This window comes from Corynebacterium sp. p3-SID1056 (genome assembly GCF_025152525.1).
Classification (GTDB): Bacteria; Actinomycetota; Actinomycetes; order Mycobacteriales; family Mycobacteriaceae; genus Corynebacterium.
The window spans coordinates 166,221-192,809 of sequence record NZ_JALXXL010000005.1 but is presented as its reverse complement, the minus strand read 5'-3'; the positions used below and the strand labels follow the sequence as shown (position 1 = coordinate 192,809).

Sequence of the window (26,589 nt, the reverse complement as noted above, 5' to 3'; positions counted from 1 at the left end):
GGACTCCACCGCAGCGGGGCAGGGGTATGCATGCAAAAAGCCCGGCCGGAGCCGGGCTGAGCGTGCGAGATACTCGCAGGCCTGCACTACGGACGCATGTACTTGTCCATGAATGCGAACAGCGTGCCGAGTGCGCCGATGACGGCGGTGAACACTGCGATCCAGTCACGGATCTCAGCCGGGGACATGTCCTTGACGGAGGAGCCCTGGTCGGTGTTGGAGTTGTTGTCCTTGACGTTCGGCTTGGACGGTGCAGTCGGCTTCTTCGTCGGGGTGGTGGTCGGCTTGGCGGTTGCGGTCGAGTCCTTCTTCTCCGTCTTCTTGGCGGTGTCGGTAGCCGTAGCGGTGGTGGTGGCGGTGGTGGACGTGCCGGTGGTTTCCTCTGCCTGGACGGCGACGGCACCGGTGGACATGACAGCTGCTGCGGTTGCGGCAGCGATGAGACCCTTACGGAACTGCATCTGATTCCCTATCTTTCGGAGAGCTTCAAATTGACGTTGACTACCTTAGCCATGCGTCAAGAGATACGCAACAGTTTTGCCGGCGTTTTCAAAGAATTCCGGTTTTGGGGTGGAATCCCGGAAGAAACAGGTCAACCCTCCCTTTGTGGGAAGTGAAAGCTTCCTCAAAGCTGGCTGAACAAGTGTCCAAAAACGCCGTATTGCACGGTGGGGGATACTTGGAAGTATCGCGTACGCTACTTGACGGTGGCGCTCTTGATCTTCACTTCTTCCGCAGGTGCACCGTCGGCGGCTCCGCCCTCGACGCCCTGCTCAGCAATCTTGTCCAGGGTTTCAAGGCCTGCGTCATCGATCTGACCGAAGTACGTGTAGAGCGGGGGCAGAACAGAGTCGCCGTAGTTCAGGAAGAACTGGGACCCGTTAGTGCCGACGCCAGCGTTGGCCATCGCGATGGTGCCGCGGTCATAGCGCTTCGGACCGTTTTGTAGCGACATTGCACGGTACTGCTCTTTCTCCTCCTCGGAAACGTTTTCCGGAAGCTGGAGGTCGGCGTCGTTTACCTGCTCGAGCGCCTCGTCAGTCGGGAACTCGTTCGCGAATTGGAACCCAGGGCCGCCCGAGCCGGTGCCGGTGGGGTCGCCGCACTGGAGCACCTTCAAGCCGTCGCCGGTGGTTAGGCGGTGGCAGACAGAATCATCGAAGTACTTCTCCTGGGCGAGGTGCTCGATGGCGTTGACCGTGCAGGGGGACACGCTGCGATCCAGCTCCATCCCGATCGGGCCTGCGCTCGTGTCCAGCTCAATGTTCACCTTGCCTTCGGCGGAGACGTCGTCTGTCTTCGGCTTCGAAGCTGCCTCGCCCTCACCTTCTTGCGGGCTGTCGTTGTACGAGCAGGACACGGTTGCCGGCAGCGCGGTAGCGCGTGCGGTGCCGACGGCTTCGTACTGGGTGGCGTCGAAAGATTCCTCGGCCTCGGAGGTCTCCGAAGTGCTTTCTTCAGCAGCGGTGACCTCTTCGTCGTTATTCTGCGTCGCGGCGAAGTAGATCGCGCCGCCGATCAACATAATGACCACCGCTGACAGCGCCGCGACCGTCAGCGGCTTCGACTTTTCCTTACGATCGCGTGAATCCAGTTCGCGCTTGAGGTGGCGCAGTGCCTCCTCACCGCGTTTCGCGTTATCAGTAGTAGGCGTGTTGGACGCGGTGCTGTCCGCGGCACCCGAGTTCTCGGCCATGATGTGCTTCCTCGCTGTCGTTGTGCGTGTGAGTGCGCCCGGTGCGCACCATGAGAATTCCGGTTGTTAACCCTAGCAGTGCTCGGGTACAAACCCTTGCGCAGTACAGCGTGCGTCCATAGAATCGCGGCCATGGCTAACGTTACTTTTCAAGGCAATCAGACCACTACCTCTGGCGACCTGCCCGCAGTGGGTGAGGCGCTGCCCAACAGCACGCTTGTCGCGGGCGACTTGAGCGAGAAGGCGCTCGCAGACTACGCAGGTAAGCGCCTCGTCCTGAACATTTTCCCGTCTCTCGATACAGGCGTGTGCGCGACCTCTGTGCGTAAGTTCAACGAGCTCGCTGCGTCGCTCGACAACACCGAGGTGCTCTGCATTTCCAAGGATCTGCCTTTCGCACAGCAGCGTTTCTGCGCTGCAGAGGGCATCGAAAGCGTGGAGGCGCTCTCCGCCTTCCGCTCCACCTTTGCAAAGGACTTCGGTCTTGAGTTGGAAGGCTCCCCGCTGCAGGGGCTTACCGCCCGCGCGGTGGTCGTCACCGATGCCGAGCACAAGGTCATCCACACCGAGCTTGTCTCCGAGATCACCAACGAGCCGAACTACCAGGCCGCAGAGGATGCGCTGAAGTAAATACCGCACCCTGTTCGGGCACCCAGGGCCACCGCGCCTCGGGTGCCCATTTTTCATGCCGCGCCTAGGATGTGGCTATGAAGCTTTCCGGATTTGCTGCAGGGCCTTACCAGACCAACTGCTACGTCGTGTGCGGCGAGCACTCAGGCGAGGCCGTGATTATCGACCCAGGCATGGGCGCTTTCGAGCGCGCGGTGCGCATCATCAAGCAGGCGGGTGCCACGCCCGCCGCCGTGCTTCTCACGCACGGTCACCTCGACCACACCCGCGATGCCGCGCGCTTCGGCGTTCCCGTCTACATCCACCCGGAAGACGAGTTCATGCTCGCGGGCGGTGAGGGACTACCGGAGAAGAGTCGCATGCTTTTCGCCGCCGCGTCGATGGAGTTGCCCAACGAGGTCCGCCCGCTTGCCGACGGCGCCACGCTCCAATTCGCCGACACCACCTTTAGCGTCCGGCACGCTCCTGGCCATTCGCCGGGCAGCGTGCTGTTGCTCACCGATGCTGAGGGCCAGTCCGGGCCGGTATTTTCTGGCGATGTGCTGTTCCGCGGCTCGATTGGGCGAACCGACTTCGCGCACTCTGACCCGGAGGCAATGCGGGCAAGCCTGCGAGGGCCCGTCTGGGCACTGGATGATGCGGCCGCGATCCTGCCGGGGCACGGCCCAACCACTACGATGCGCCAGGAACGGGCGACGAACCCATTCCTCCTGCAGGCCAACCCGGAGCGCTAGACTGAGCAGTCGTGAGTGAATCGAAAAAGTCCGCAAAGTTTAAGCCGCTGGCGGCCCCGAAGGGGCTGCCGGATTACGTCCCTCCGCAGTCCGCGACGTTCCTGCGCGTCCGCGACGAGTTTGTGCGCCAGACGCATCTTGCCGGCTACCAGCACATCGAGCTGCCGGTGTTCGAGGACACGACGCTGTTCGCCCGCGGCGTCGGCGAGTCCACCGATGTGGTGAGCAAGGAAATGTACACATTCACCGACCGGGGCGAGCGCTCGGTGACGCTGCGGCCCGAGGGTACCGCCGGCGTGATGCGCGCGGTCATCCAACACAACCTGGACCGCGGTTACCTGCCGGTAAAGCTGAACTACTACGGGCCATTCTTCCGCTACGAGCGCCCGCAGGCCGGCCGCTACCGTCAGCTGCAGCAGGTGGGTGTGGAGGCCATCGGCGTCGACGACCCGCTGTTAGACGCGGAGGTCATCGCGCTCGCCGACCGCTGCTTCCGCGCCATCGGGCTGCGTGGGTACCGCCTCGAGCTCAACAGCCTTGGTGATGCGCAGTGCCGTCTGGCGTACCGCGAGAAGCTGCAGGAGTTCCTCTTCGCGCTCCCGCTCGACGAGGAGACCCGCGCCCGGGCGGAAATCAACCCGCTGCGAGTGCTGGACGACAAGCGCGCAGAGGTACGCGAGATGACCGCGGATGCGCCGCTGATGATTGACCACTTGTGTGAAGAGTGCCGCGCGCACTTCGACACGGTCCGCACCACCCTCGATGCGATGGGCGTGGAGTACGTGCTTAACCCGCGGATGGTTCGCGGCCTCGACTACTACACCAAGACCTGCTTCGAGTTCGTTCACGATGGCCTCGGCGCGCAATCCGGCATCGGCGGCGGGGGCCGCTACGACGGGCTGATGGCGCAGATCGGCGGCCAAGACCTGTCCGGTATCGGTTTCGGGCTGGGCGTCGATCGCGCCGTACTCGCCCTGGAAGCAGAAGGCGTGATCCTCGACGGGGTCGAGCGCCGCGTTGACGTTTTCGGCGTCGGCATCGGCGAGGCCGCCCAGGCGCGCATGGCACTGCTCATTGACGAGCTCCGTGCCGCCGGGCTCAGCGCCGACATGGCCTACGGAGGCCGCGGGCTCAAGGGTGCGATGAAGGGGGCCGACCGCGCTGGGGCAAAGTACGCGCTCGTGCTGGGCGATCGCGAGCTCGAAAGCGGGGAAGTGGCCGTGAAGGACCTCGCGGCGCACACCCAGGAAACGGTGGCGCTGTCGGCTGCAGCCGTGCTGGAGCAGCTGGGCTAACACCTCATCAGCACTCGGTGATGTTGACTGGTAGTCCGAGTTGGACTGCCAGTCCGCCCATCGAGGTCTCCTTGTACTTGGTCATCATGTCGCGACCAGTGGTCGCCATGGTCTCCACGACATCGTCGAGGGTGACAATGTTCGTGCCGTCGCCAAGCTTTGCCAGGCGCGCGGCGTTGATGGCCTTGACGCCGCCAATGGCGTTGCGCTCGATGCACGGCACCTGCACGAGCCCTCCGACAGGGTCACAGGTCAGCCCTAAGTTGTGCTCCAGGGCGATCTCCGCCGCATTTTCCACTTGCGCAGGCGTGCCGCCGAGGACCGCGCACATGCCCGCAGCAGCCATGGACGAGGCCGAGCCCACCTCGCCTTGACACCCCACCTCGGCGCCGGAGATCGAGGCGTTGGTCTTGATGATGATGCCGATGGCACCAGCGGTGAGCAGAAAATCGCGCGCCTGCTCTATGCCAAAAGCCCCCTCGGTGAAGTCGCGGCAGTAGTGCATCACCGCCGGGATAATGCCGGCGGCCCCGTTCGTCGGTGCGGTGACGACCTGGCCGTGTGCCGCGTTTTCCTCGTTGACGGCGAGCGCGTAGAGGTTTACCCACTCCATGGCGTCGAGGCCCCGGGCCGTGGATTCCTCGTACTCGGCGGTGAGCAGGCGGTGCAGTCGGTGCGCCCGGCGCTTCACACCGAGACCGCCGGGCAGCACGCCCTCTGTTTTCAGCCCGTGGGCGACGCACTCCTGCATCACGTCCCACACGGCGTCAAGGTGGGCGTCGAGACGCTCCCGGCCGTGAATGTGCTCTTCGTTGGCGCGCATCAACTCCGCAATGCTCAAACCGGTTTCGTTGCACAGCGCGACGAGGGTCTTCGCATCTTCGAACTCGTAGGGCACTGGCTCGCTCTCGCGCACCGTGGCCACACCGGCCTCGTTTTCGTGCTCCTCCATGCCGGCGCGGTCCAAGATGAACCCACCACCGACCGAGTAGTACTCCGAACGAGTGGCGATACGGTTGCCGGCTGCATCCCAGGCATCAAAGATGAGGCAGTTGGGGTGCTTGGATACCGGGGTGGGGTTGAATTGGACCTCGTAGTGCACCGTCCCTGCTGGGCCGGTGATCGTGCCCGTCGCTGGGATCGGCTCGCCGGGTTTCGGCGAAATGTCTGCAGAGGTCGTCGTCGGCGTATAACCGACGAGGCCCAGCAAGGCTGCGCGGTCTGTCCCGTGGCCTACGCCTGTGGCAGCAAGGGAACCGCGCAGCTCGATGCGTACGGAAGCAGGCAGTTGCCCGAGTGCCTCAACGAAGGCAAGGGAAGCGCGCATCGGGCCGACCGTGTGCGAGGACGACGGGCCGATGCCGATACTGAACAGGTCTACGACACTAACTGTGCTGTGGGACATGCGCGCGATAATACAGTCCCACCGCCCCGCATTGCAGCGCGCCTAGTCGCGTGTTCCTGTCTGGCGCCCAAGCATCAGCTCCGCCAACTCCCGTGCCGCGCGTTCAATGCGTTGCGTCAACGCCGCGCCCTCGTCGCCCCCGTCGCTGCCGAAGTCCGCAGTCGCCGCAAACAGTGACGTTGGCACGACATGAGCGTGCAGATACGTCAACAGCGGGCGCAGCGCGTACTCGGTGACAAGTGCATGGCGCTGTGAGCCCCCGGTCGCGGCGATGATGGTGGGCATGGCGTTGAGCGCATCGGTGTGCAGGGCGTCGAAAAGCATCTTGAACAGCCCGCTGTAGCTGCCCTGAAACACAGGGGAGACGGCCACCAGACCATCCGCCTGGGAAATCACCCGCTTGAGCGCTTCGAGCGCAGGCGAATCGATTGAGGTGAGCATCAGCTGGGTGAGATCCTGGGCGTAGTCGCGGACCTCCACAGTGCGCACGCGCAGGTCTTCGCCGCGCGCAGTCACCTGCGTGCGCACCGCCGCGGCGATCTGATCTGCCACATGCCGCGTGGTCGAGGGCGTCGACAGGCCCGCGCTCACAACGATCAACTGCTTCATGCTGCTCCTTCACTGCCCTTCTGCGATCCGGCTATTGCTCAGCAGGCGCAACGCGAAAGTGCGGCAGATTCTTCCCTTCCCGCTTGGCTTGGGCAAGTGCAGTAAACGACGGCGGATCGCTCGGTACGTGCGCGGGGCGGCGTGCCTCCATCCGTTTGCGCAGCTCCGGGACGACCTCGCGCCCAAGCAGCTCAACTTGGCGCAGCGCCACCTCGAGGGGGAGACCGGCATGGTCGACAAGGAAAAGCTGACGCTGGTAGTCGCCGACCCAGTCGGCAAATTGCATCGTCCGCTCGATCACCATCTCGGCAGTGCCCACCGTCAGCGGTGTACGTGCTGTGTACTCCTCCAGACTCGGCCCGTGCCCGTAGACCGGAGCGTTGTCGAAATAGGGGCGGAATTCTCGCACCGCCTGAGCCTCGGACTCGGCTATGTATGTCTGTCCGCCCAACCCCACGATTGCCTGGTCTGAGGCACCGTGCCCGTAGGCCGCAAAGCGGCGACGGTACAGGCCCACCATTTTCGCCGTGTGTTCCTTGTGCCAGAAAATGTTGTTGTGAAAGAACCCGTCGCCGTAATACGCCGCTTGCTCGGCGATCTGCGGCGAACGGATCGAGCCGTGCCAGACGAAGGGCGCGACGCCCTCGAGCGGGGCTGGGGTCGCGGTAAAGCCCTGCAGAGGCGTGCGGAACCGGCCTTGCCAATTGACGTGCTGCTCGCGCCAGAGACGGCGCAAAAGGTGGTAGTTTTCTACCGCCAGATCGATGCCGTCGCGGATGTTTTTACCAAACCACGGGTAGACCGGTCCGGTATTTCCACGGCCCAACATGAGGTCCATCCGCCCGTCTACCAGGTTCTGCAAGAACGAGTAGTCTTCCGCGATGCGCACCGGATCCGTCGTAGTGATCAAGGTGGTAGCAGTCGACAGCACAATGTTTTTGGTCTGCGCGCCGATGTACGCCAGGTGCGTTGTCGGCGCGGAGGGCACGAAAGGCGGGTTGTGGTGCTGTCCGGTGGCAAAGACATCCAGGCCAACCTCCTCGGCCTTCAGCGCGAGTTGCGTCATGGCATCGATACGCTGCTTTTCTGTCGGAGTATTGCCGGTCGTCGGATCGGTGGTGACATCGCCGATGCTGAAGATGCCAAACTGCATGTCGAGCGAATCTTTCTACAGAGTTATGCGGCCGCGAGCAGTGCGGGAATTTCTGTGGCAACGAGTACGGCGAGGGGCCGCTGCCGTGGGTTTCCGGACTCCGTAATGATGGCCAGCCGTGGCAGTGCACCTGATTCCAGCGGGGTGGTCAGCGCGTCCACGGCCGCTGCCGCAGTGACGTCGCGCGCCAAGAACACGGGCTGGTCGTGGCGTCCGGAAAGCTCGAGGACTTCGTCGACGGTGGCGTGGCGTAGGTGGTTGTCCTCGTCGATCTCGCGCGCGACCCAGCGCGCAAGGGCGTTGGTGGTGAGCAGGCCGATGTACGTTTCATCGCGATAGATCGGGAATTGTTTGTGCCCGGTCTCCCTGAGTGCGCGTAAAGGCTCGCGCACGTCATCGTCGGGGGAGAAAGTCAGCACCTTCTCTGCCTGAATGACGTCGAGGGCGCGTGCAGGGCGCAGCAGCGCGTCGCGCAGCTGCGTGATCTCGGCGACAGTTTCGGGCAATGGTTCCGCAATCGGGCGCAGGTTGTTGTATTCACCGTGAGAAATCGCGTTGCGCAACTCCGCGAATTCGATCAGGGTGTCGGCCTGATGCCGTGTGAGCACCTTCTTTTTCGCGGCGAGGTTGGTCATCCACTTGAAAGAATCGGATTTTTTGGCGCCAAGCTCCTCGCGGAGGAAGCCTTCGATGGCGTTAAAAGCAGCCAAAAACGGCACCGCCCGGTTCGGCGGGGCCGAAGCGGGGGTGCCGGGAGTCGCTGTGTCCTGAGGGGCTTTAGGCGCGCTATCCATGCCCCATAGCGTAGCGGTGCTGGCGCAAGGGCGGCGAAGCGCGCGGTTAGCCCTCGGTGTACACGCCGCGGTTGAGCGTGTCGCACGCCGCCATCTGGCCAGTCTTGTAGCCGGACATGAAGGCCTCGCTGCGCTGCTCGGAGGAACCGTGCGTCCACGCATCCGGGTCGATGTCGCCGCCGGACTTGCGCTGGATGTTGTCGTCGCCGATCGCTTGCGCGGTCTGGATCGCCTGGCTCAGCTGCTCGTCGGTAATCGGCTCGAGCGCGGCATCCGGGCCCTCTGAGGCGTGCTTCGCCCAGATGCCGGCGTAGCAGTCAGCCTGCAGCTCAATCGCTACCGCCGCAGAATCCTCGCCGGGGTTCTTGTAGTCGCTCAAACCCAGCGTACCTTCGAGGTTCTGGATGTGGTGGCCCATCTCATGCGCGGTCACGTACTCCTGGGACAACGCGCCGTCCGAACCGCCCAGCTGACCTAACTGCTCAAAGAAGGACACGTCGAGGTACGCGGTGGTGTCCCGTGGGCAATAGAATGGGCCGGTATCTGCCGTAGCGTAGCCGCAGCCGGTCGTGACATCGTCGCGGAACAGCATGATGTCGGCCGGTTTGTACTCCATATTCGCCTGGCTGGGGAGCACCTGCGACCAAACTTGGTCGACGGAGCGGGCCACAGCTTCGGCACGGCAATCCTCGTGCTCGTTAGCCGCCCCCGGCGCGTCGCAGTGGCTCAGGTCGTATTCGCCCTGGCTCTGCGGCGCAGACTGTGAACCCGCGCCGCCACCGAGGCCGTCGAAACCGCCGTTGAGGAAGAAGACAAGCGCGAGCAAGATAATCGTGCTGAGCCCGCCGCCGCCGACGGCGATAGGGATGCCCGCGCCGCCGCCTCTGCGCCCGGAACCGGAACTGGTTTGGGCGCGCCTGCCCTGGCCCTGACCAAAATCGTTTTTAAACGTCATGCTGCAAATCTTGCCAAAGAACAACGACGGCCGCTGCATCGGCGGGTGTATGGGGGCACTTCGGCACGGCAACCGCAAGGCGGGTAAAGTGCTTGGGGTTAAAGTATTGCCCTCACGTGGAAGGACGTGGAAGAGACCGTGCTGCGCACTCACCTTGCGGGTGATCTCCGCAAAGACCTCGATGGACAGACCGTCACCTTGACCGGCTGGGTCGGGCGTCGCCGAGACCACGGCGGCGTTATCTTCATCGACCTGCGCGACCGCTCGGGCCTGGCCCAGGTGGTGTTCCGTGAGTCTGAGGTGGCCGAAGCCGCGCACGACCTGCGCAGCGAGTACGTCATCCAAGTTACCGGCGTGGTCGAGCCGCGTCCGGCTGGCTCCGAGAACCCGAACTTGGCCTCTGGCGAGATCGAGGTCAACGTCTCCGAGCTCAACGTGCTCAACACGGCAGCAGCTCTGCCGTTCCAGATTGAGGATGCTTCCTCGACCGAGGTGGGTGAGGAAACCCGCCTCAAGTACCGCTACCTCGATCTGCGCCGCGAGCGCCAAGCCGAGGCGCTGCGGCTTCGCTCCAAGGCAAACCAGGCGGCGCGCCGCGTGCTGGATGAGCACGGCTTCACGGAAATCGAGACGCCGACGCTGACCCGCTCCACCCCTGAGGGCGCGCGCGACTTCCTTGTGCCGGCCCGCCTGCGCCCGGGAAGCTGGTACGCGCTCCCGCAGTCCCCGCAGCTGTTTAAGCAGTTGCTGATGGTTGCCGGTATGGAGCGCTACTACCAGATCGCGCGCTGCTACCGCGACGAAGACTTCCGCGCCGACCGCCAGCCGGAGTTCACCCAGCTGGACGTCGAGGCCAGCTTCGTGGATCAGGATGACGTGATCGAGCTCGCTGAGCAGATTCTCGTCGCCTTGTGGGACCTGATTGGCTACAAGATTTCTACGCCGATTCCGCGCATGACCTACAAGGACGCGATGGAAAAGTACGGCTCCGACAAGCCGGACCTGCGCTTTGATATCCAGCTCAAGGACTGCACCGAGTTCTTCAAGGACACCACCTTCCGCGTCTTCAATGCTGAGTACGTCGGTGCAGTGGTTATGGACGGCGGTGCCTCCCAGCCTCGTCGCCAGCTCGACGCTTGGCAGGAGTGGGCCAAGCAGCGCGGTGCAAAGGGCCTGGCGTACATCCTCGTGCAAGAAGACGGGACGCTGGCTGGTCCGGTGGCGAAGAACATCACCGACGCGGAGAAGGCGGGCATCGCCGACCACGTCGGCGCGAAGCCGGGCGACTGCATCTTCTTTGCCGCTGGCGAGACGAAGGCCTCGCGCGCGCTGCTTGGCGCGGCACGCGGTGAGATCGCGAAGAAGCTGGGCTTAATCAAGGACGGCGACTGGGCGTTTACCTGGGTGGTTGACGCGCCGCTGTTCGAGCCGGCCGCAGATGCGACCGCCTCCGGCGACGTCGCACTTGGCCACTCGAAGTGGACTGCCGTGCACCACGCGTTCACCTCGCCGAAGCCGGAGTACCTGGATTCCTTTGACAAGGAGCCGGGCGAGGCGCTGGCGTACGCGTACGACATTGTCTGCAACGGCAACGAGATCGGCGGCGGCTCCATTCGTATCCACCAGCGTGACGTGCAGGAGCGCGTGTTTGACGTGATGGGTATCACGGAGGAAGAGGCACGCGAGAAGTTTGGCTTCTTGCTCGATGCGTTCGCGTTCGGCGCTCCGCCACACGGCGGCATCGCCTTCGGCTGGGACCGTATTGTCTCCCTGCTCGGCGGTTTCGAGTCGATCCGTGACGTTATCGCCTTCCCGAAGTCCGGCGGCGGCGTCGACCCGCTGACGGATGCACCCGCTCCGATTACCAAGGAGCAGCGCAAGGAGACCGGCGTCGACTTCAAGCCGAAGGCAGAGGGCGCACAGAACGCTGAAAGCGCGGCCTCGGCTAAGTAGAGCCAAGTATAGCCACGCACGAGTCGAGCGAGAAGGCCCCGGGGTAGCCAAACACGCAACCTCGGGGCTGCGCTATGTCAGACTTATGGCATCGGCACGAAACCCACAAGGAGGGGTTCGGATGGACCAGGAGATGATCATCGCCCAGGCGGAGGAGATCCTCACCCGTCGCTACGGGGGCGCGCAGAAACTCAGCGGGGTGGACTCGCTTAGCGGCTCTGGGTTTGCCCACGTCTTTCGTGCCCGGGTTGCGACGAACCCCTTCCTGCAGCACCGGTCGGTGGTGGTGAAGTACTCCCCGGAGACCGGCAATGTGATCGAGGACGCCGCGTTCTTGCGCGAGGTCGTGGCCTACCAATTCACCACGTCGCTCAGCGAGGACGTCCGTCCGGGTCCGGTGCTGCTTGGCTACGACGTGGATCAACGCATCATGATCATCAGCGATTCTGGCGAGGGTGACACGCTGGCCACGTTGCTGGACGGTACCAACGCCGAAAGCCACGTGCAGATCCTGCGCAACCTCGGCACCGCGCTCGGACGCATGCACGCGGGTTCCGCTGGCCAGGAGCAGGCATTTGACGTGCTATTTGCTCGTGCGACGCAGAAGCGTTCCGGCGCCGAAACTATCCAGCGGCTGCGAGAGCGTCTTCTCGCGCACCGCATCCGCTTCGGCCTGGAGATGCTCGAGGCGAGTGGGATCGACGTGCCTGGCGAGGTCGCAATTACCGCGACGAACGTGCAATCGCGCCTGTTCAAAGGTGGTTCACGCGCGTTTACGCCTTTTGATCTCTCCCCGGACAACATCATCTACGCCGATCGCACCCAGTTCCTCGACTACGAGTGGGCGGGCTTCCGCGATGTGGCTTTCGACGTCGCCTTCGTCGTCGCAGGTTTTCCCCTCTACGTGTCCGCGTGGGGGTACAACGAAGAAGCCGTGGATGCGTTTATCGACGCCTGGTTGCACGAGGTCAAAGACACCTGGCCCGCGTTCATGCACGAGGACACACTGCAGGCCCGCATCACCGGAGCGATGGTCAGCTGGGCATTGTCCAGCTTGTCGGTGATGGGGCAGTTCTCTCTCGCCGAGCTCGCCGCCCGAGATGAGGCGCTGGCCGCGGAGTTCGCAGAGGCGGGGATCGATGTTGCGAACGAGGCGTCGGAAAGCGCGCTGCCCATCTCACCCCAGGGCACGGGCGCGGACATCCTGCGGCCGCAGAGCCAGGGGCCTTTCACACACGAGGAAGAGATGGTGCGGCGCGACCTCGAGGAGACCTTCGACGCGCTCGCTTCGTACGCCGGGACGGGCAGGGACACCGCGTACTTGGTGATCGCGGAGTTTGCGCGCGACGTCGCAAAGCGGTTGAAGTAGCGCGCAGCGACTCGAGCACACGGACAAACGGAGGTGCGCAGGCATGGCACAGGATGACCTTTTCGGCGGAGGGCTCGACGCTGGGGAAGCAGAGCTGCCAGGTGCAGGTCGGCGCGGCGCGAGCTTCTTCCACGCCGGAGCCACCGCGCCGCTCGCAGCCCGGATGCGGCCACGCAGCTTGGATGAGATCGCCGGCCAGACGCACCTCCTCTCCGAAGGCAAGCCCCTGCGTCGGCTGGTGGAGGGCTCGGGTGCGGCCTCGGTGATCCTCTACGGCCCGCCGGGGACCGGCAAGACGACGATCGCCTCGCTGATTGCGCAGACGATGGAGCAGAATTTCGTCGGGCTGTCAGCGCTATCCTCCGGGGTCAAAGAGGTCCGGCAGGTGATCGACCAGGCGCGGCGCGACCTGCTGAGGGGCGAAAAAACGGTGCTGTTTATCGACGAGGTGCATCGCTTTTCCAAGACGCAGCAGGACGCCCTGCTCGCAGCGGTGGAAAACCGCACTGTGCTGTTGGTGGCCGCGACGACGGAGAACCCCTCGTTTAGCGTGGTCGCCCCGCTCTTGTCGCGCTCGTTACTGCTGAAATTGGAGTCACTTTCGCGCGAGGAGCTCACCAAGGTCATCGACAACGCGGTCACCGCCGAGCGCGGCCTCGCGGGCACGGTGGAACTTGAGGATGAGGCCCGCGAGCAGCTGGTCACGCTCGCTGGCGGCGACGCGCGCCGCGCGCTGACCTACTTGGAGGCCGCCGCCGAGGCTGTGCCCCAGGGAGGGCGGATCACAGTCGATACGCTGCGCGAGAACGTCAATCGTGCCGTGGTGCGCTACGACCGTGACGGGGACCAGCACTACGATGTGATATCCGCGTTTATCAAATCCATCCGCGGCTCGGATGTGGACGCGGCGCTGCATTACCTCGCTCGCATGATCGAGGCCGGCGAGGATCCGCGATTCATCGCCCGCCGCCTGGTCATTCACGCCTCCGAAGACATCGGGATGGCCGACCCGAGCGCGCTGCAGGTCGCCACGGCGGCGGCGAACGCTGTGCAGTTGATCGGCATGCCGGAGGGGCGTCTGCCGCTCGCGCAGGCCACCATCCACCTCGCCACCGCCCCGAAGTCGCCCTCGGTGATCCAGTCGATTTCGAAGGCCCAGGCTGATGTGGCCAAGGGGAAGGTTGGTGCGGTGCCGCCGCACCTGCGCGACGGCCACTACGAGGGGGCAAAGGCGATGGGCAACGCGGTGGGGTACCAGTATCCGCACGACGATCCTCGCGGCGTGCTCGCCCAGCAGTATCTGCCGGATGAGCTGGTGGGCGCGGAGTATTACGTCCCCACAGATCACGGCGCGGAGAAGCGGATTCGGGATTTTCTCGGCCGCCTGCGCCGCATTTTGCGGGGCGAGAGCTAGCCGCTTAGCCACGCGCACTGCCACCTTGCCGCACCTCAGGGGTAGAGTAGTCCGGGACAAATTTGCAAGCGTTGAAAGGACACCACCTCGTGCAGACACATGAGATCCGAGAGCGGTTTACCAACCACTTTGTGAAGGCGGGGCACACCCCTGTGCCGAGCGCGTCGCTGATCTTGGATGACCCGCAGCTGCTGTTCGTCAACGCGGGCATGGTGCCCTTCAAGCCCTACTTTCTGGGGCAGCAGAACCCGCCATTTGAGAACGGGCTGGCGACCTCTATTCAGAAGTGCGTGCGCACCCTCGACATTGAAGAAGTTGGCGTGACCACGCGCCACAACACCTTCTTCCAGATGGCGGGCAACTTCTCCTTTGGCCAGTACTTTAAAGAAGGCGCAATTACGCACGCATGGGAGCTGCTGACCGGTGCGGTCGCAGATGGTGGCTTCGGGCTCGACCCGGAGCGGCTGTGGGTGACCGTCTTCTTGGACGACGATGAGGCCTTCGAGATTTGGCGCGACAAGGTCGGCGTGCCGGAAGCTCGCATTCAGCGGATGGGCATGGAGGACAATTTCTGGTCGATGGGCGTGCCTGGCCCGTGCGGTCCCTGCTCGGAAATCTACTACGATCGCGGCCCTGACTACGGCCAGGAGGGTGGCCCTGCCGCAGACGATAACCGCTACATGGAGATCTGGAACCTTGTGTTCATGGAATCCATTCGCGGCGAGGGCGATAAGAAGGGCGGCTTTGAGCTGCTCGGGGAGCTGCCGAAGAAAAACATTGATACGGGCTTAGGCATCGAGCGTGTGGCCTGCCTGCTGCAGGGCGTGGACAACGTCTACGAGACGGACCTTCTGCGCCCCGTCATCGATGAGGCAGTGCGGCTGACCGGTACGAAATACGACGCCGGCAAGCACGAGGACGATGTACGCTTCCGCGTCATCGCAGACCACTCGCGCACCGGCATGATGATCATCCTCGACGGCGTTACCCCGTCGAACGAGGGCCGCGGCTACATCCTGCGCCGCCTGCTGCGCCGTATCGTTCGCTCCGCGCGCCTGCTTGGCGCAGAGGGCAACGTGCTCGAAGTCTTCATGAACACGATCATGGACACGATGACGCCGTCCTTCCCGGAGATTGAAAAGAACCGCGAGCGCATCCTGCGTGTGGCCAACGCCGAGGAGCGCGCCTTCTTGAAGACGCTGGCCTCCGGCACCACCCGCTTCGACGAGGCCGCGGCCGCGCTGCGCGAGTCCGGTGCAAAGGTGCTGCCTGGCGAGCAGGCATTCGAGCTGCACGACACCTACGGTTTCCCCATCGACCTCACCCTGGAGATGGCGCGTGAGGCCGGCCTTGACGTGGATATGGATGCCTTCGACGCGGCGATGCAGGAGCAGCGCGCCCGCGCGAAGGCGGACAACAAGGCGAAGAAGCAGGGCAACATCGACGAGTCGCTCTACCGCGAGTGGGTGGACGCGCATCCGACCGAATTCGTCGGCTACGACCAGCTGCAACACGAGGGCAAGGTTCTTGGCCTGGTGAGCGGCGGCGCAAAGGTCACCGAGGCGAAGGCAGGCGACGAGGTCGAGGTGATCTTGGACGTCACCCCGATGTACGCCGAGGCAGGCGGCCAGATGGCCGACCGTGGTCGCATCGTGGTCGGGGACACGATCCTCAACGTCAACGATGTGCAGAAGGTGGGCAAAAAGCTCTGGGTCCACAAGGCAACGGTGGCGCAGGGCGGGCTCGACCTTGGCCAGACGGTGACGACTGAGGTGGATGGTGCCTGGCGCCACGGTGCACGCCAGGCGCACACCGCGACGCACTTGATCCACGCGGCGCTGCGTCAGGTGCTCGGCCCAACGGCGGTGCAGGCGGGTTCGCTGAACAAGCCCGGCTACCTACGCTTCGATTTCAACTACACCGACCAGCTCAGCGATGCGCAGCTGCAGGAGATCGCCACGATTACCAACCAGGCGGTCGACGCCGACTTCGCCGTCAACACCATCGAGACCTCCTTGGAGAAGGCGAAGGAGATGGGGGCGATGGCGCTCTTCGGTGAAAACTACGGCGACCAAGTGCGCGTCGTGGAGATCGGCGGCCCGTTCTCTATCGAACTGTGTGGTGGCACCCACGTGGAGCACTCCTCGCAAATCGGTCCGGTGGCAGTGCTCGGGGAATCCTCCGTGGGCTCGGGCGCGCGCCGAATTGAGGCCTACTCGGGCATGCACTCCTTCGATTACTTCTCCAAGGAAGCGGCGCTCGCCTCCGGGCTTGCCGCAGAGCTGAAGACGCCGACGGCGCAGCTGCCGGAGCGCATTGCTCAGCTGACCGAGCGTCTGCGCGCGGCCGAGAAGGAAATCGAGGCGCTGCACCGCCAGCAGTTGCTTTCCCAGACTTCCGGGCTGGCGGACAAGGCCGAGACGTGCGGCGAGTTCAAGGTCGTGGCCGTGCAGCTTCCCGACGGCGTCACCGGCGGCGATATTCGCACCATCGCGCAGGATGTGCGCGCCAAATTTGGCTCCGAGCCCGCTGTGGTTGCACTCGCGTCCAAGGACGGCGCAAAGGTGCCGTTCGCAGTTGCGGCGAACAAGGACGCTGTGGCACGAGGCGTGAAGTCTGGTGAGCTGGTCAAGCTTGTTGGCGGCTACATCGACGGCAAGGGTGGCGGGAAGCCTGACCTCGCGCAGGGCTCCGGGGCGAATCCGGAGGGCATCAACGCTGGCCTGCAGGCGCTGCGGGAGGAGCTCGCCAACCGCTAGGGTTGCGGAATATAACAAAATGGTCAAGGGACACGCCGCGAGGGTGTCCCGGCCTTTTTGTATGGAGCCGGTATTTTAGCTGTGAACGCTAGCGTCGAGAAGCGGCAAGCCCCAGCGAGCCGACCCGAGAAGATCGGAGAAACTTTTGAAGGTTGAGCCTGACACCCCAGGGGTGGACGACCCGGGACCGGGGCGCCGCCTTGGCGTCGATGTGGGCACGGTGCGCATCGGAGTCGCGTCCTCGGATCGGGATGCGAAGCTGGCGATGCCAGTGGAGACCGTCAAGCGCGTGACTGGGTTCAAAGACCGCGACGGGGCGGATATTGATCGCCTGGTGCAGCTGACCGAGGACTACCAGGCTGTTGAGGTGATCGTGGGGCTGCCGCGGGACCTGCAGGGCAACGGCTCGCGCAGCGTGAAACACGCCAAGGAGATCGCGTTCCGGATCAAAAGGCGCACTGGGCTGCCGGTGCGAATGGCCGACGAGCGTCTCACCACGGTGGCTGCATCCCACGCGATGCGGGCATCTGGCCGTAGTGAGAAAGCGCAGCGCGAGGTGATTGATCAGGCTGCCGCGGTGGAGATCTTGCAATCGTGGTTGGACGGCCGGCAGAACTACTTAAAGGAGAATGAATCGTGACACCCCGACAGAATGGCCGCCGGCGGACCCGTGGCGTCGCAGTGCTTGTTGCTTCGATCTTGCTTATCATCGGCTTGATTGCCTGGATCGCCGTTGCGCACCAAAATGGTGCTGGAAGTGACTACCGCGGCAACGGCAACGGCGAGGAAGAGGTCGTCGAGATCCCGGAGGGGTCCAACATCTCCGCGCTGGGTCCGGAGCTCGAGGAGCGCGGGATCGTCGCCTCCAATAAGGCCTTCCAGTCGGCAGCTGCGGCCGACCCGGACTCGGACAACATCCAGCCTGGTTTTTACCGGCTGGAGGGCGAGATGAGCGCGAAGAGCGCCGTCTCCGCGCTGCTTGACCCGAACAATAAGGTCACCCCTCTGCAGGTGTACGGCGGCGCGACGCTGATGGATATCGACGTCGTTGGGGGACAGAAGCGCCACGGCATTTTGACAATGATTCAGGATGTCACCTGCGGCGGCGCCGCAACGCACGACTGCGTGGATGTTGAGCGCCTGCAGCACGCGGCTGCTGAGACCGATGCGGCAACCCTCGGCGTGCCCGAGTGGGCGCGCGAGGCTGTTGATGGGCGCAAGGGCGATGCAAAGCGCCTCGAGGGCCTGATCGTGCCGGGCGAGTACATCATCGACCCGGGCGCGACCGCAGAGCAGATTCTCACGGACCTGGTGACTCGTTCCGCTGAGGTGTATCAGTCCACCGACATCGAGGCACGCTCGGAGAAGGTCGGCCTGAGCCCCTACGAGCTGGTTGTTGCAGCCTCGCTGGTCGAACGTGAGGCACCGGCAGGGGAATTCGACAAGGTCGCCCGCGTGATCCTCAACCGCCTGGACGAGCCGATGCGCCTGGAGTTTGACTCCACGGTGAACTACGGGCTGCCAAATGTGGAGGTGGCGACCACCGACGAGGACCGCGAGCGCGTCACGCCGTGGAACACCTACGCAATGGACGGGCTGCCGCAAACGCCGATTGCGTCGCCGTCGGTTGAGGCAATCGATGCGATGGAGCACCCCGCGGAGGGCAACTGGCTGTTCTTCGTCACCGTGGATCAGGACGGCACGACGGTGTTCAATGACACCTTCGAGCAGCACCAGGAAGACACCCGTCGCGCCATTGACTCCGGCGTCCTTGACTCACGACGCTAAGGAGGACAGCAATGGTTGACGACGCGCCGCCGCAACGCACCGTGCGGCACCGTGCTGCCGTATTGGGCTCGCCAATCGCGCACTCGCTGTCGCCGGTCCTGCACCACGCAGGCTACGAGGCTGCTGGGCTTGAAGACTGGGCCTACGAGCGAATCGAGTGTACTGTGGATCAGCTCCCGGACATCGTTGGCAGGGCAGCACCGGAGTTCCGCGGGTTCTCCGTCACTATGCCGGCGAAATTCGCGGCCCTGCAATTTGCCACCGAGGCCACCGAGCGGGCCCGCACCATTGGCTCGGCGAACACGCTGGTGCGCACCAACGACGGTTGGCGCGCCGATAACACCGATTGCGAAGGAATCACCACCGCGCTGCGGGAGCTGCTCGGGGACAGCAAGGCCTCGCGCGCATTAGTCGTTGGTGCCGGCGGCACCGCGCGGCCCGCGTTGTGGGCGCTGAAGCAACAGGGGGTGAGCGAGATCGTGGTGCTCAACCGCTCGGACCGCTCCGCAGAGATCGCCGAGCTTGTCGACGGGGTAGCGACGCGCTTTGTCGATTTCTCGGAGGATCTTTTCCAGCTCGCGGTGTGGGCAGACGTGATCATCTCGACCGTGCCCGCTGCAGCCGTAGAGCCCTATGCTGTGCAGTTGGGGCACGCGCCGGTGCTCGACGTGATCTACAACCCGTGGCCGACCCCGCTGGCGGTCCGCGCTGCGGCGAACGGATACCCCACTGTTGGCGGGCTGACCATGCTTGCCGGGCAATCCTACGCACAGTTCGAGCAGTTCACAGGCGTCGCCGCGCCACGCACAGCGATGCGCGCTGCGCTGTTTGCACACTGGGAAGCTGCAAGTGACGGCAGCGCCCAAGACAATGCCCAAGACAGAACTCCAGACAAGGACCCTGCCACAAGCTAGGCTTCACCCCATGGGGAATGGGGGACTGGTTTTTCTCGCGCTCGGAGTCTTCTGCGCGTGGAGCGTGGCACTTGCGTGCAGCGACCTCCGCCGGCGCAGACTGCCAAACGCGCTGACTGTGCCGCCTGCGCTGGCGTGTCTCGTTGCATGTGCGCTCGCACCCGTATTGGCGTGGGGCCTGCTGTGGGCAGGGTTGTATTCTGTCGCTGGCAAGGGAATCGGGGGCGGCGACGTCAAGCTCGCGGTCACGCTTGGCGTGGTGCTCACGGCGCTGGGTGGGCCCGGGGCGGTGTTGGCGGCGGTAGCAGTATCAGGCGCCGCGACCGTGGTGCTCGGGTTGGCACTCGGGGTGCCCAGACTTGCGCACGGGCCGCAAATGTTATGCGCGGCCTGGATCGTGGGAACGTTTGTTGGGCTAAACGGCTCAGTTTGCGCCAGTGTGTGAGACAATGCGTGCATGCTTCGTTGGACAACCGCTGGGGAATCCCATGGACAGGCGCTCATCGCTCTGATTGAAAATATGCCCGCTGGCGTGCCAATCACCGAAGAGGAGGTTGCGCACCACCTCGCGCGGCGCCGGCTTGGCTATGGCCGCGGCGCGCGCATGAAGTTTGAGGCAGATGCGCTCACGCTGCTCACTGGCATCCTGCACGGCCGGACGCTGGGAAGCCCGATTGCCATCCAGATTGGCAACTCCGAGTGGCCGAAGTGGACCACGATCATGTCGCCGCACCCGCTGGATATGGACGACCCCGAGGTGGCGAAGGCGATGTCTTCCGGGCGCGGGGCGAAGTTGACTCGTCCGCGCCCGGGGCACGCGGACTTTGCCGGCATGCTCAAGTACGGTTTCGACTCGGCGCGCCCGGTGCTCGAACGCTCTTCTGCCCGCGAGACAGCTGCGCGCGTCGCAGCGGCGGCGGTGGCTCGTGCGTTCTTGCGCGAGACACTGGGCGTGGAGGTCTTCTCTCACGTGGTCTCCATCGGGGAGTCTGCTCCGGCGGATGGTCAACGTCCCACTTTTGCGGATATCGAGGCGATCGATGCCTCGCCGGTACGCGCGTTTGATTCGACGGCGGAGGCCTCCATGATCTCGTGTATCGAGGATGCAAAAAAGTCGGGTGACACGCTCGGCGGCGTGGTCGAGGTCATCGTCGATGGGCTACCGATCGGGCTTGGCTCGCACATTTCCGGCGAGCACCGCCTCGATGCGCAACTTGCAGGCGCGCTAATGGGGATCCAGTCGGTGAAGGGCGTAGAAGTCGGTGACGGTTTCGCTGAGGCCCGGAGGCGCGGTTCTGCCGCGCACGACGAAATGGTGCGCGACGAGACCGGGGTGCATCGCTTGACGAACCGTGCCGCCGGCCTGGAAGGCGGCATGACCAACGGTGAGCAGCTGCGTCTACGCGCAGCGTTGAAGCCCATTTCCACCGTCCCGCGGGCACTGCAGACCGTCGACATGCGAAGCGGGGAGGCAGCGACAGGTATCCACCAGCGGTCCGACGTATGCGCGGTACCGGCCGGCGGCGTGGTGGCCGAGGCCATGGTGGCGCTCGTGCTCGCGCGCGCTGTACTCGAGAAGTTTGGCGGCGATAGTCTGGAAGAAACCAAGCGCAACATCGCGGCGTACAAGGAAGCAATTGCTCAACGCTTGGCGTTTGACGCAGACGGCACGGAAGACACGGAAGAAAGGCAGTAGCGATGACGGCACAGACACAATCCACACAGCCACAATCCACACAGCCAGACGCCCTCGCAGCGCCTTTCGACGCCAGCGAGGCGGACACGAACGCCGCAGTTGTCGCATCCGCACCGCGGGTCGTGTTGGTTGGGCCTCCGGGGGCGGGTAAATCGACCATCGGCAGGCGTATTGCCAGCGCGTTAAATCTGCCGATTGTGGACAGTGACCTGCTCATCGAGCAGGCGCAAGGCAAGACCTGCGGCGAGATCTTCAGCGAGCTTGGCGAGGAGCGCTTCCGCGAGGTGGAAGCGGCGTGCGTCGCCCAAGCGCTCGCAACAGGCGGGGTGGTCAGCCTTGGCGGTGGGGCGGTGCTCACTGCGTCGACGCGTCAACTTTTGCAGCGCCACACCGTGGTGTGGATCGACGTGACTGCGGAGGAAGGCATCCGCCGTACGGCCGGCTCGACAACGCGCCCCGTCCTACAGGCCGATGACCCGGCGCAGCACTATCGCGATCTGCTAGCCACGCGCGAGCCTTACTACCGCGAGGTCGCCAATTATCGGGTGCGGACTGATTCCCGGCCGCCGCAGCGCGTGGTGGCTGAGGTGCTCAGCATCATTGAGTCCACCGAGGAATAGTTTCCGTACCATCCCCGCGAGTTTCACCTACCCAAGGAGCAACCATGGCCACAGTGCAAGTGACGGGAGCAGACCCGTACGACATTCACATCGGGTACGACACCATTCGTGAAGTCGCGGCAAGGGTAAAGACAATTGGCGCACGTAAGGCGGCGATCGTGCACCAGGGACCGCTACAGGCCGTTGCGCGCTCGATCGCTCAGGACATCGAGGCCGAGGGGCTGACTGCGGTGCTTGCCCCCATCCCCGACGCAGAGGCCGGCAAGTCGCTCGAGACGGCCAGCAGCCTGTGGGATCTGCTGGGCGAGCATAGCTTTTCGCGCCAGGATGTGATCATTGGTCTCGGCGGCGGCGCGGCGACTGACATCGCCGGGTTCATTGCCGCCACCTGGATGCGCGGGATCAAGGTGATCCAGGTGCCGACGACGCTGCTTGCCATGGTCGATGCCGCCGTCGGCGGGAAGACAGGTATCAATACGTCGATTGGCAAGAACCTCGTGGGTGCGTTCCACGAGCCGGACGCAGTGTTTATCGACTTGGAACGCATCTACACGTTGCCACAGGAAGAAATCGTGTCTGGCTCCGCTGAGCTGGTCAAGACCGGTTTCATTGCCGATCCGAAGATTCTCGAGCTTTACCGCGCCGGTGCCGACGCCCACTGGGCCGAGCTCGTGGAACGCTCGGTCGCGGTCAAGGCGGCAGTGGTCAGCCGCGACTTGAAGGAGTCGGGCCTGCGCGAGATCCTCAACTACGGGCATACGCTGGGCCACGCCATCGAGCGCCGCGAGCACTACACCTGGCGCCACGGCAATGCGGTCGGGGTGGGCATGATGTTTGCCGCGCATCTCGCGCACAATCGCGGGCTAATCGACGACTCACTGCTCGCACTCCACCACGAAGTCCTCAGCGCAGTCGGGCTTCCCACCACCTACGAGGAGGGTGCGTTCGACGAGCTCTACGAGGCTATGACGCACGACAAGAAGAACCGCGATGGCCAAATCCGGTTTGTGGTGCTGAACAAACTCGGTTCGTGCACTCGCCTGGAGGACGCCACGATCGAGGAGATGCGTGCGGCCTACGAGGCGATTGCGCAGTAGCGCGTAGCAGTACGCGGACTTTTTCTAGAAAGAATGAAGGAGGCCTAGCGATGAAGATTCTCGTGCTCAACGGACCAAACCTGAATCGGTTAGGCAAGCGCCAACCGGAGATATACGGGCACACGACGCTTGCAGACGTGGAGCGTCAACTCCAGGAGCGCGCGGCCGAGCTTGGGGTGGGCGTCGAGCTGCGCCAAACGAATCACGAGGGCGAGATGCTCGAATGGGTGCATGAGGCTGCGGAAGCGCGCGTGCCCGTCATCATCAACCCGGGTGGCTGGACGCATACCTCGGTGGCACTGCGCGACGCGCTGGTCGAGCTGACCGACGCATGCGGCTTTATCGAGGTGCACATCTCGAATGTGCACGCTCGCGAGCCTTTCCGGCACCACTCCTACCTTTCGCCTATCGCCAAGGGCGTGATAGCCGGGTTGGGCACGAATGGCTACCTGCTCGCGCTCGAGCATTTTGCGCAGACCGGAGCGACCGAAGCTTAGAATCACACACGTTTGGAGGAAGACATGTCACTGGCAGATACTCGTTTTGAAACTCGGCGGCGCAAACTTGCCTCTGCCTTAGCCGCAAAACGCATTGATGATGTGTTGATCACGCATCTCACGCATGTGCGATACCTCTCGGGCTTTAGCGGTTCAAACGGTGCGTTGTTGATTTCGAAGGATCGTACGGCAAAGATCGCCACCGATGGGCGCTACACCACCCAGATCGCGGAAGAGGTTCCGGATGTGCCCGCGACGATCACCCGCAAAGTCGCCGAGGAACTCTTGGGCCAGGTGGTTGAGGGACACCGCGTCGGTTTTGAGGCGGACTACCTCAGCGTGAGCCAGTTGGAACAGCTCCAGGCAGCGTGCCCGGCAGATGTCACGTTAGTGCCTGTCTCTGGGGCGGTGGAGGAGATCCGTCTGACCAAAGACAACCTTGAGCTGCACCGCCTCGAGGAAGCGGCAGCGCTTGCCACCGAGGCGCTCGAGCAGCTTGTGAGCGCAGGGGAACTGGCAGCCGGACGCACAGAGCGCGACATCGCGGCCGATCTGGAGTACCGAATGCGCAAACTTGGCGCGGAGCGCCCCAGCTTTGACACCATTGTCGCTTCTGGCCCGAATTCGGCGAAGCCGCACCACGGTGCCGGCGAGCGGGTCGTGCAGGAAGGCGAGCTGGTCACCATCGATTTTGGCATGCACCGCCTCGGGTTCAACTCCGATATGACACGGACCTTTGCGATCGGCCAGCCAAACGACTTCCTCCGTGAGATCTACGAGGTCACCTTGGCTTCCCAGAAGGCCGGCGTGCGTGCTGCCGTGGCCGGTGCAAAACTCGTTGACGTGGATGCGGCCTGCCGCCGGGTCATTGAAGAGGCCGGATTTGGCGAGTACTTCGTCCACTCGACAGGTCACGGGGTGGGCCTTGACGTACATGAGGCGCCTTACGCCTCGACGTCGGGTAAGGGCGAGCTGCGCGAATCGATGACGCTGACCATTGAGCCGGGGATCTACGTCCCGGGCAAAGGCGGGGTGCGCATTGAGGACACCTTGATTATCACTTCTGGAGTACCGAAGGTGATTACTCAGTACCCTAAGGAATTGACCGTGCTGTAGCATTATTGTGTTTGCACACTCTCTACTGACATATCAGAGGATCAGAGGAAAGGTTTCACGTGGCAACTACCGCCGATTTTAAGAACGGACTTGTACTCAAGAATGACGGCAAGCTCCAGCAGATTATTGAGTTCCAGCACGTTAAGCCGGGCAAGGGCCCAGCGTTTGTGCGCACCAAGCTCAAGGATGTCGTCACCGGCAAGACCGTGGACAAGACGTGGAACGCCGGCGTGAAGGTTGAGACCGCGAACGTTGACCGCCGCGATATGACCTACCTGTACAACGACGGCACCGCCTACGTTGTGATGGATGATAAGACTTTCGAGCAGTTCGAGCTGCCGGCCGACAAGTTCGGTGACGCAGCCCGCTTCCTGCTGGAAAACATGCGTGTGCAGGTCTCCTTCCACGAAGGCGAGGCCCTGTTTGCCGAGCTGCCGATTTCGGTCGACCTGAAGGTTGAGCACACGGAGCCGGGTCTGCAGGGCGACCGTTCCTCCGGTGGCACCAAGCCGGCGACGCTGGAAACCGGAGCGGAGATCCAGGTGCCGCTGTTCCTGGAGACCGGCAATGTGGTCAAGGTAGACACCCGCACGGGTGAGTACCTCTCCCGCGTGAGCAACTAATGGCGGACTTTAAGCGACACGGAGCTCGCTACCGCGCGCGGCGTCGTGCAGTAGACATCCTCTTTGAGGCGGAAACGCGCGACATTGACCCGGTCAGTATCGTCGAGGATCGCGTCGAGTTGGCAAAGAACCCGCAGAATTCGGTCGCCCCGGTCGCGGATTACACGCAGCAGATCGTGGCGGGTGCCGCCGAGCAGCTCGACGATCTCGACGACGCGATTGAGCGCTTTTTGGTGGAGGACTGGGAACTGTCCCGTCTGCCCGCCGTCGACCGTCAGATCTTGCGCGTGTGCGCGTGGGAAATCATGTTCAATGACGACGTCGATGCGCCGGTCTCCATTAAGGAAGGCGTCGAGATGGCGGCCGAGTACTCAGCAGCGCAGGCCGCGCCCTACGTCAATGTCGTGCTCGACGGCATTGCGCAGCGCGGCCGCCCGGATGCACCCTTTGCTGCCGACGACGCGCAGAGGCTTGTTACCGAGACCGTGTCGGAGGCAGCAGTCCCCGCAGCATCGGAGCCCCCGCAGCCCGCGGACGAGCAACAACCGGTCGAGTAGACGTCCTCAAGTGCCCGAAAACCTCGCGGGCACTTTTTGCATATCCACCCGCGAAGGAGGAGGAAGAAACATGGCGAAGATTTCTATTGAGGAAGCGCAGGCATTCAGGGTAGGCCCCGACTTCCAAATCGACGACGTCGATCCAGCGGCCACCCCGGGGGTCAAGGACGTCGAGGATGCCTTTGAGCAGTTTGACGACGACCTCGGCGAGCTGCAGAAGAAGCTCTATGCCAACGGCCGGGCAGGCACCCCGCATACCGGCTCTGTGCTCCTGGTGCTCCAGGGCATGGATACTGCGGGCAAAGGCGGGATCATCCGCCACGTGATCGGCGGGACCATGGATCTGCAGGGCGTGCATATCAAAGCATTTGGCCGGCCGACGAAGGAAGAGGCCGAGCACGATTTCTTGTGGCGGATTGCTCCGCACTTGCCGGAACCGGGGCAAATCAGTGTCTTCGACCGCTCCCACTACGAGGACGTGCTGGTGCAGCGGGTTAAGCAGATGGCTGCGCCAGAGGAGATCGAGCGCCGCTACGATGCCATCGTGGAGTTCGAAAAGGAAGCTGCGGCAAACGGCACCAAGATAATCAAGGTGATGCCGCACATCTCGCGCGAGTTCCAGGCGGAAAACCTCCGCGAGCGCATCGAAAACCCGGAGAAGCACTGGAAGTACAACCCGGGTGACATCGATGACCGCAAGCTGTGGACGCAGTTCATGGCGGCATATCAGATCGCGTTGACTCGAACGTCGACCGACGTTGCCCCCTGGTACTGCATCCCCTCTGACAACAAGAAGTACTGCCGGACCGTGGTCAAGACCCTGCTTGTCGACGCGCTGCAACAGCTGGACCCGCAGTGGCCTGCAGGAGACTTCGACAAGGAGACGGAGCTGGCCCGGCTGGAAAATTCCTAGGA

26 protein-coding genes are annotated in these 26,589 nt (G+C 63.7%); 19 read left to right on the top strand and 7 right to left on the bottom strand.

Annotated elements, in window-relative coordinates; translation table 11 throughout:
• Positions 1-86: 86 nt before the first annotated feature.
• Both M3G14_RS06420 and M3G14_RS06415 read right to left on the bottom strand, forming a co-directional pair.
• Positions 87-461, bottom strand: a complete 375-nt coding sequence (locus M3G14_RS06420; RefSeq protein ID WP_259925581.1) for a hypothetical protein — start codon at positions 459-461, stop codon at positions 87-89.
• Positions 462-697: 236 nt separating this feature from the next.
• Positions 698-1,696, bottom strand: a complete 999-nt coding sequence (locus tag M3G14_RS06415) for a peptidylprolyl isomerase (RefSeq protein ID WP_259925580.1) — start codon at positions 1,694-1,696, stop codon at positions 698-700.
• Between the two features lie 132 nt (positions 1,697-1,828).
• Between M3G14_RS06415 and tpx the strand changes: the two genes are divergently transcribed.
• The 3 genes from tpx to hisS all read left to right on the top strand — a co-directional run bounded on the left by tpx (position 1,829) and on the right by hisS (position 4,355).
• Positions 1,829-2,326: a thiol peroxidase gene (tpx, locus tag M3G14_RS06410; protein ID WP_259925579.1), complete on the top strand. Its 498-nt coding sequence runs from the start codon at positions 1,829-1,831 to the stop codon at positions 2,324-2,326.
• Positions 2,327-2,403: 77 nt separating this feature from the next.
• Positions 2,404-3,060 (top strand): MBL fold metallo-hydrolase, encoded by a 657-nt coding sequence (locus M3G14_RS06405; RefSeq protein ID WP_259925578.1) that lies wholly within the window; start codon positions 2,404-2,406, stop codon positions 3,058-3,060.
• 11 nt (positions 3,061-3,071) lie between these two features.
• Positions 3,072-4,355 carry a histidine--tRNA ligase gene (hisS, locus tag M3G14_RS06400; protein ID WP_259925577.1) on the top strand — a complete coding sequence of 428 codons (1,284 nt, stop codon included), beginning with the start codon at positions 3,072-3,074 and terminating at the stop codon, positions 4,353-4,355.
• A gap of 7 nt (positions 4,356-4,362) precedes the next feature.
• Here hisS and M3G14_RS06395 read toward each other — a convergent pair whose 3' ends face one another.
• From M3G14_RS06395 to M3G14_RS06375, 5 genes are read right to left on the bottom strand one after another with little or no spacing between them, the layout of a single operon-like run.
• On the bottom strand, positions 4,363-5,760 hold the full coding sequence (locus M3G14_RS06395) for an L-serine ammonia-lyase (protein WP_259925576.1): 1,398 nt from the start codon (positions 5,758-5,760) through the stop codon (positions 4,363-4,365).
• A gap of 42 nt (positions 5,761-5,802) precedes the next feature.
• Positions 5,803-6,369, bottom strand: a complete 567-nt coding sequence (locus M3G14_RS06390; protein WP_259925574.1) for a CE1759 family FMN reductase — start codon at positions 6,367-6,369, stop codon at positions 5,803-5,805.
• A gap of 31 nt (positions 6,370-6,400) precedes the next feature.
• Complete coding sequence (locus tag M3G14_RS06385; protein WP_259925573.1) at positions 6,401-7,522, bottom strand: CE1758 family FMN-dependent luciferase-like monooxygenase; 1,122 nt, start codon at positions 7,520-7,522, stop codon at positions 6,401-6,403.
• Positions 7,523-7,545: 23 nt separating this feature from the next.
• A complete protein-coding gene (locus M3G14_RS06380) occupies positions 7,546-8,316 on the bottom strand; it encodes a CBS domain-containing protein (RefSeq protein ID WP_259925572.1) in 771 nt (256 codons plus the stop codon).
• A 46-nt stretch (positions 8,317-8,362) separates the two neighbouring features.
• Positions 8,363-9,271 carry a neutral zinc metallopeptidase gene (locus tag M3G14_RS06375; RefSeq protein WP_259925566.1) on the bottom strand — a complete coding sequence of 303 codons (909 nt, stop codon included), beginning with the start codon at positions 9,269-9,271 and terminating at the stop codon, positions 8,363-8,365.
• A gap of 138 nt (positions 9,272-9,409) precedes the next feature.
• Between M3G14_RS06375 and aspS the strand changes: the two genes are divergently transcribed.
• The 16 genes from aspS (at position 9,410) to M3G14_RS06295 (ending at position 26,587) form a co-directional block, all read left to right on the top strand.
• A complete protein-coding gene (gene aspS / locus M3G14_RS06370) occupies positions 9,410-11,224 on the top strand; it encodes an aspartate--tRNA ligase (RefSeq protein ID WP_259925565.1) in 1,815 nt (604 codons plus the stop codon).
• Between the two features lie 121 nt (positions 11,225-11,345).
• Positions 11,346-12,593 (top strand): phosphotransferase, encoded by a 1,248-nt coding sequence (locus M3G14_RS06365; protein ID WP_259925563.1) that lies wholly within the window; start codon positions 11,346-11,348, stop codon positions 12,591-12,593.
• 43 nt (positions 12,594-12,636) lie between these two features.
• Entirely contained in the window at positions 12,637-14,007 is a 1,371-nt protein-coding gene (locus M3G14_RS06360; protein WP_259925562.1) for a replication-associated recombination protein A, read from the top strand.
• 89 nt (positions 14,008-14,096) lie between these two features.
• Positions 14,097-16,766 (top strand): alanine--tRNA ligase, encoded by a 2,670-nt coding sequence (alaS, locus tag M3G14_RS06355; protein ID WP_259925561.1) that lies wholly within the window; start codon positions 14,097-14,099, stop codon positions 16,764-16,766.
• A gap of 145 nt (positions 16,767-16,911) precedes the next feature.
• Positions 16,912-17,406, top strand: a complete 495-nt coding sequence (ruvX, locus tag M3G14_RS06350) for a Holliday junction resolvase RuvX (protein ID WP_259925559.1) — start codon at positions 16,912-16,914, stop codon at positions 17,404-17,406.
• A complete protein-coding gene (gene mltG / locus M3G14_RS06345) occupies positions 17,403-18,554 on the top strand; it encodes an endolytic transglycosylase MltG (protein ID WP_259925556.1) in 1,152 nt (383 codons plus the stop codon). Before ruvX ends, mltG begins: the two co-directional genes overlap by 4 nt.
• Positions 18,555-18,565: 11 nt before the next feature.
• Positions 18,566-19,468: a shikimate dehydrogenase gene (locus tag M3G14_RS06340; RefSeq protein WP_259925554.1), complete on the top strand. Its 903-nt coding sequence runs from the start codon at positions 18,566-18,568 to the stop codon at positions 19,466-19,468.
• Positions 19,425-19,913 (top strand): A24 family peptidase, encoded by a 489-nt coding sequence (locus tag M3G14_RS06335; RefSeq protein ID WP_311201356.1) that lies wholly within the window; start codon positions 19,425-19,427, stop codon positions 19,911-19,913. Before M3G14_RS06340 ends, M3G14_RS06335 begins: the two co-directional genes overlap by 44 nt.
• A gap of 12 nt (positions 19,914-19,925) precedes the next feature.
• On the top strand, positions 19,926-21,164 hold the full coding sequence (gene aroC, locus M3G14_RS06330; RefSeq protein ID WP_259925551.1) for a chorismate synthase: 1,239 nt from the start codon (positions 19,926-19,928) through the stop codon (positions 21,162-21,164).
• 2 nt (positions 21,165-21,166) lie between these two features.
• A complete protein-coding gene (locus M3G14_RS06325; protein ID WP_259925548.1) occupies positions 21,167-21,784 on the top strand; it encodes a shikimate kinase in 618 nt (205 codons plus the stop codon).
• A gap of 44 nt (positions 21,785-21,828) precedes the next feature.
• Positions 21,829-22,881, top strand: coding sequence for a 3-dehydroquinate synthase (gene aroB, locus M3G14_RS06320; protein ID WP_259925547.1), 1,053 nt, complete (start codon positions 21,829-21,831; stop codon positions 22,879-22,881).
• A 50-nt stretch (positions 22,882-22,931) separates the two neighbouring features.
• The gene (gene aroQ, locus M3G14_RS06315) at positions 22,932-23,378 is read left to right on the top strand and encodes a type II 3-dehydroquinate dehydratase (RefSeq protein WP_259925546.1); all 447 of its coding nucleotides are present in this window, start codon (positions 22,932-22,934) and stop codon (positions 23,376-23,378) included.
• A gap of 24 nt (positions 23,379-23,402) precedes the next feature.
• Positions 23,403-24,494 (top strand): aminopeptidase P family protein, encoded by a 1,092-nt coding sequence (locus M3G14_RS06310; RefSeq protein ID WP_259925545.1) that lies wholly within the window; start codon positions 23,403-23,405, stop codon positions 24,492-24,494.
• A 59-nt stretch (positions 24,495-24,553) separates the two neighbouring features.
• On the top strand, positions 24,554-25,117 hold the full coding sequence (efp, locus tag M3G14_RS06305; RefSeq protein ID WP_259925544.1) for an elongation factor P: 564 nt from the start codon (positions 24,554-24,556) through the stop codon (positions 25,115-25,117).
• Complete coding sequence (gene nusB / locus M3G14_RS06300; RefSeq protein WP_259925543.1) at positions 25,117-25,674, top strand: transcription antitermination factor NusB; 558 nt, start codon at positions 25,117-25,119, stop codon at positions 25,672-25,674. The genes efp and nusB overlap by 1 nt, the downstream gene beginning before the upstream one ends.
• A 70-nt stretch (positions 25,675-25,744) precedes the next feature.
• Positions 25,745-26,587 (top strand): PPK2 family polyphosphate kinase, encoded by an 843-nt coding sequence (locus tag M3G14_RS06295; protein WP_259925542.1) that lies wholly within the window; start codon positions 25,745-25,747, stop codon positions 26,585-26,587.
• Positions 26,588-26,589 lie beyond the last annotated feature (2 nt).

What these genes read in the sequence shown, in the direction of transcription:
- M3G14_RS06340 (WP_259925554.1), top strand. Translation starts at nt 18,566, where the DNA reads ATGGTTGACGACGCGCCGCCGCAACGCACCGTGCGGCACCGTGCTGCC.
- aroC (WP_259925551.1), top strand. Translation starts at nt 19,926, where the DNA reads ATGCTTCGTTGGACAACCGCTGGGGAATCCCATGGACAGGCGCTCATC.
- M3G14_RS06380 (WP_259925572.1), bottom strand. Translation starts at nt 8,316, where the DNA reads ATGGATAGCGCGCCTAAAGCCCCTCAGGACACAGCGACTCCCGGCACC.
- nusB (WP_259925543.1), top strand. Translation starts at nt 25,117, where the DNA reads ATGGCGGACTTTAAGCGACACGGAGCTCGCTACCGCGCGCGGCGTCGT.
- M3G14_RS06385 (WP_259925573.1), bottom strand. Translation starts at nt 7,522, where the DNA reads ATGCAGTTTGGCATCTTCAGCATCGGCGATGTCACCACCGATCCGACG.
- M3G14_RS06365 (WP_259925563.1), top strand. Translation starts at nt 11,346, where the DNA reads ATGGACCAGGAGATGATCATCGCCCAGGCGGAGGAGATCCTCACCCGT.
- M3G14_RS06335 (WP_311201356.1), top strand. Translation starts at nt 19,425, where the DNA reads ATGCCCAAGACAGAACTCCAGACAAGGACCCTGCCACAAGCTAGGCTT.
- tpx (WP_259925579.1), top strand. Translation starts at nt 1,829, where the DNA reads ATGGCTAACGTTACTTTTCAAGGCAATCAGACCACTACCTCTGGCGAC.
- M3G14_RS06375 (WP_259925566.1), bottom strand. Translation starts at nt 9,271, where the DNA reads ATGACGTTTAAAAACGATTTTGGTCAGGGCCAGGGCAGGCGCGCCCAA.
- aroB (WP_259925547.1), top strand. Translation starts at nt 21,829, where the DNA reads ATGGCCACAGTGCAAGTGACGGGAGCAGACCCGTACGACATTCACATC.
- M3G14_RS06360 (WP_259925562.1), top strand. Translation starts at nt 12,637, where the DNA reads ATGGCACAGGATGACCTTTTCGGCGGAGGGCTCGACGCTGGGGAAGCA.
- M3G14_RS06325 (WP_259925548.1), top strand. Translation starts at nt 21,167, where the DNA reads ATGACGGCACAGACACAATCCACACAGCCACAATCCACACAGCCAGAC.
- M3G14_RS06295 (WP_259925542.1), top strand. Translation starts at nt 25,745, where the DNA reads ATGGCGAAGATTTCTATTGAGGAAGCGCAGGCATTCAGGGTAGGCCCC.
- M3G14_RS06405 (WP_259925578.1), top strand. Translation starts at nt 2,404, where the DNA reads ATGAAGCTTTCCGGATTTGCTGCAGGGCCTTACCAGACCAACTGCTAC.
- M3G14_RS06395 (WP_259925576.1), bottom strand. Translation starts at nt 5,760, where the DNA reads ATGTCCCACAGCACAGTTAGTGTCGTAGACCTGTTCAGTATCGGCATC.
- M3G14_RS06420 (WP_259925581.1), bottom strand. Translation starts at nt 461, where the DNA reads ATGCAGTTCCGTAAGGGTCTCATCGCTGCCGCAACCGCAGCAGCTGTC.
- M3G14_RS06310 (WP_259925545.1), top strand. Translation starts at nt 23,403, where the DNA reads ATGTCACTGGCAGATACTCGTTTTGAAACTCGGCGGCGCAAACTTGCC.
- M3G14_RS06390 (WP_259925574.1), bottom strand. Translation starts at nt 6,369, where the DNA reads ATGAAGCAGTTGATCGTTGTGAGCGCGGGCCTGTCGACGCCCTCGACC.
- aroQ (WP_259925546.1), top strand. Translation starts at nt 22,932, where the DNA reads ATGAAGATTCTCGTGCTCAACGGACCAAACCTGAATCGGTTAGGCAAG.
- M3G14_RS06415 (WP_259925580.1), bottom strand. Translation starts at nt 1,696, where the DNA reads ATGGCCGAGAACTCGGGTGCCGCGGACAGCACCGCGTCCAACACGCCT.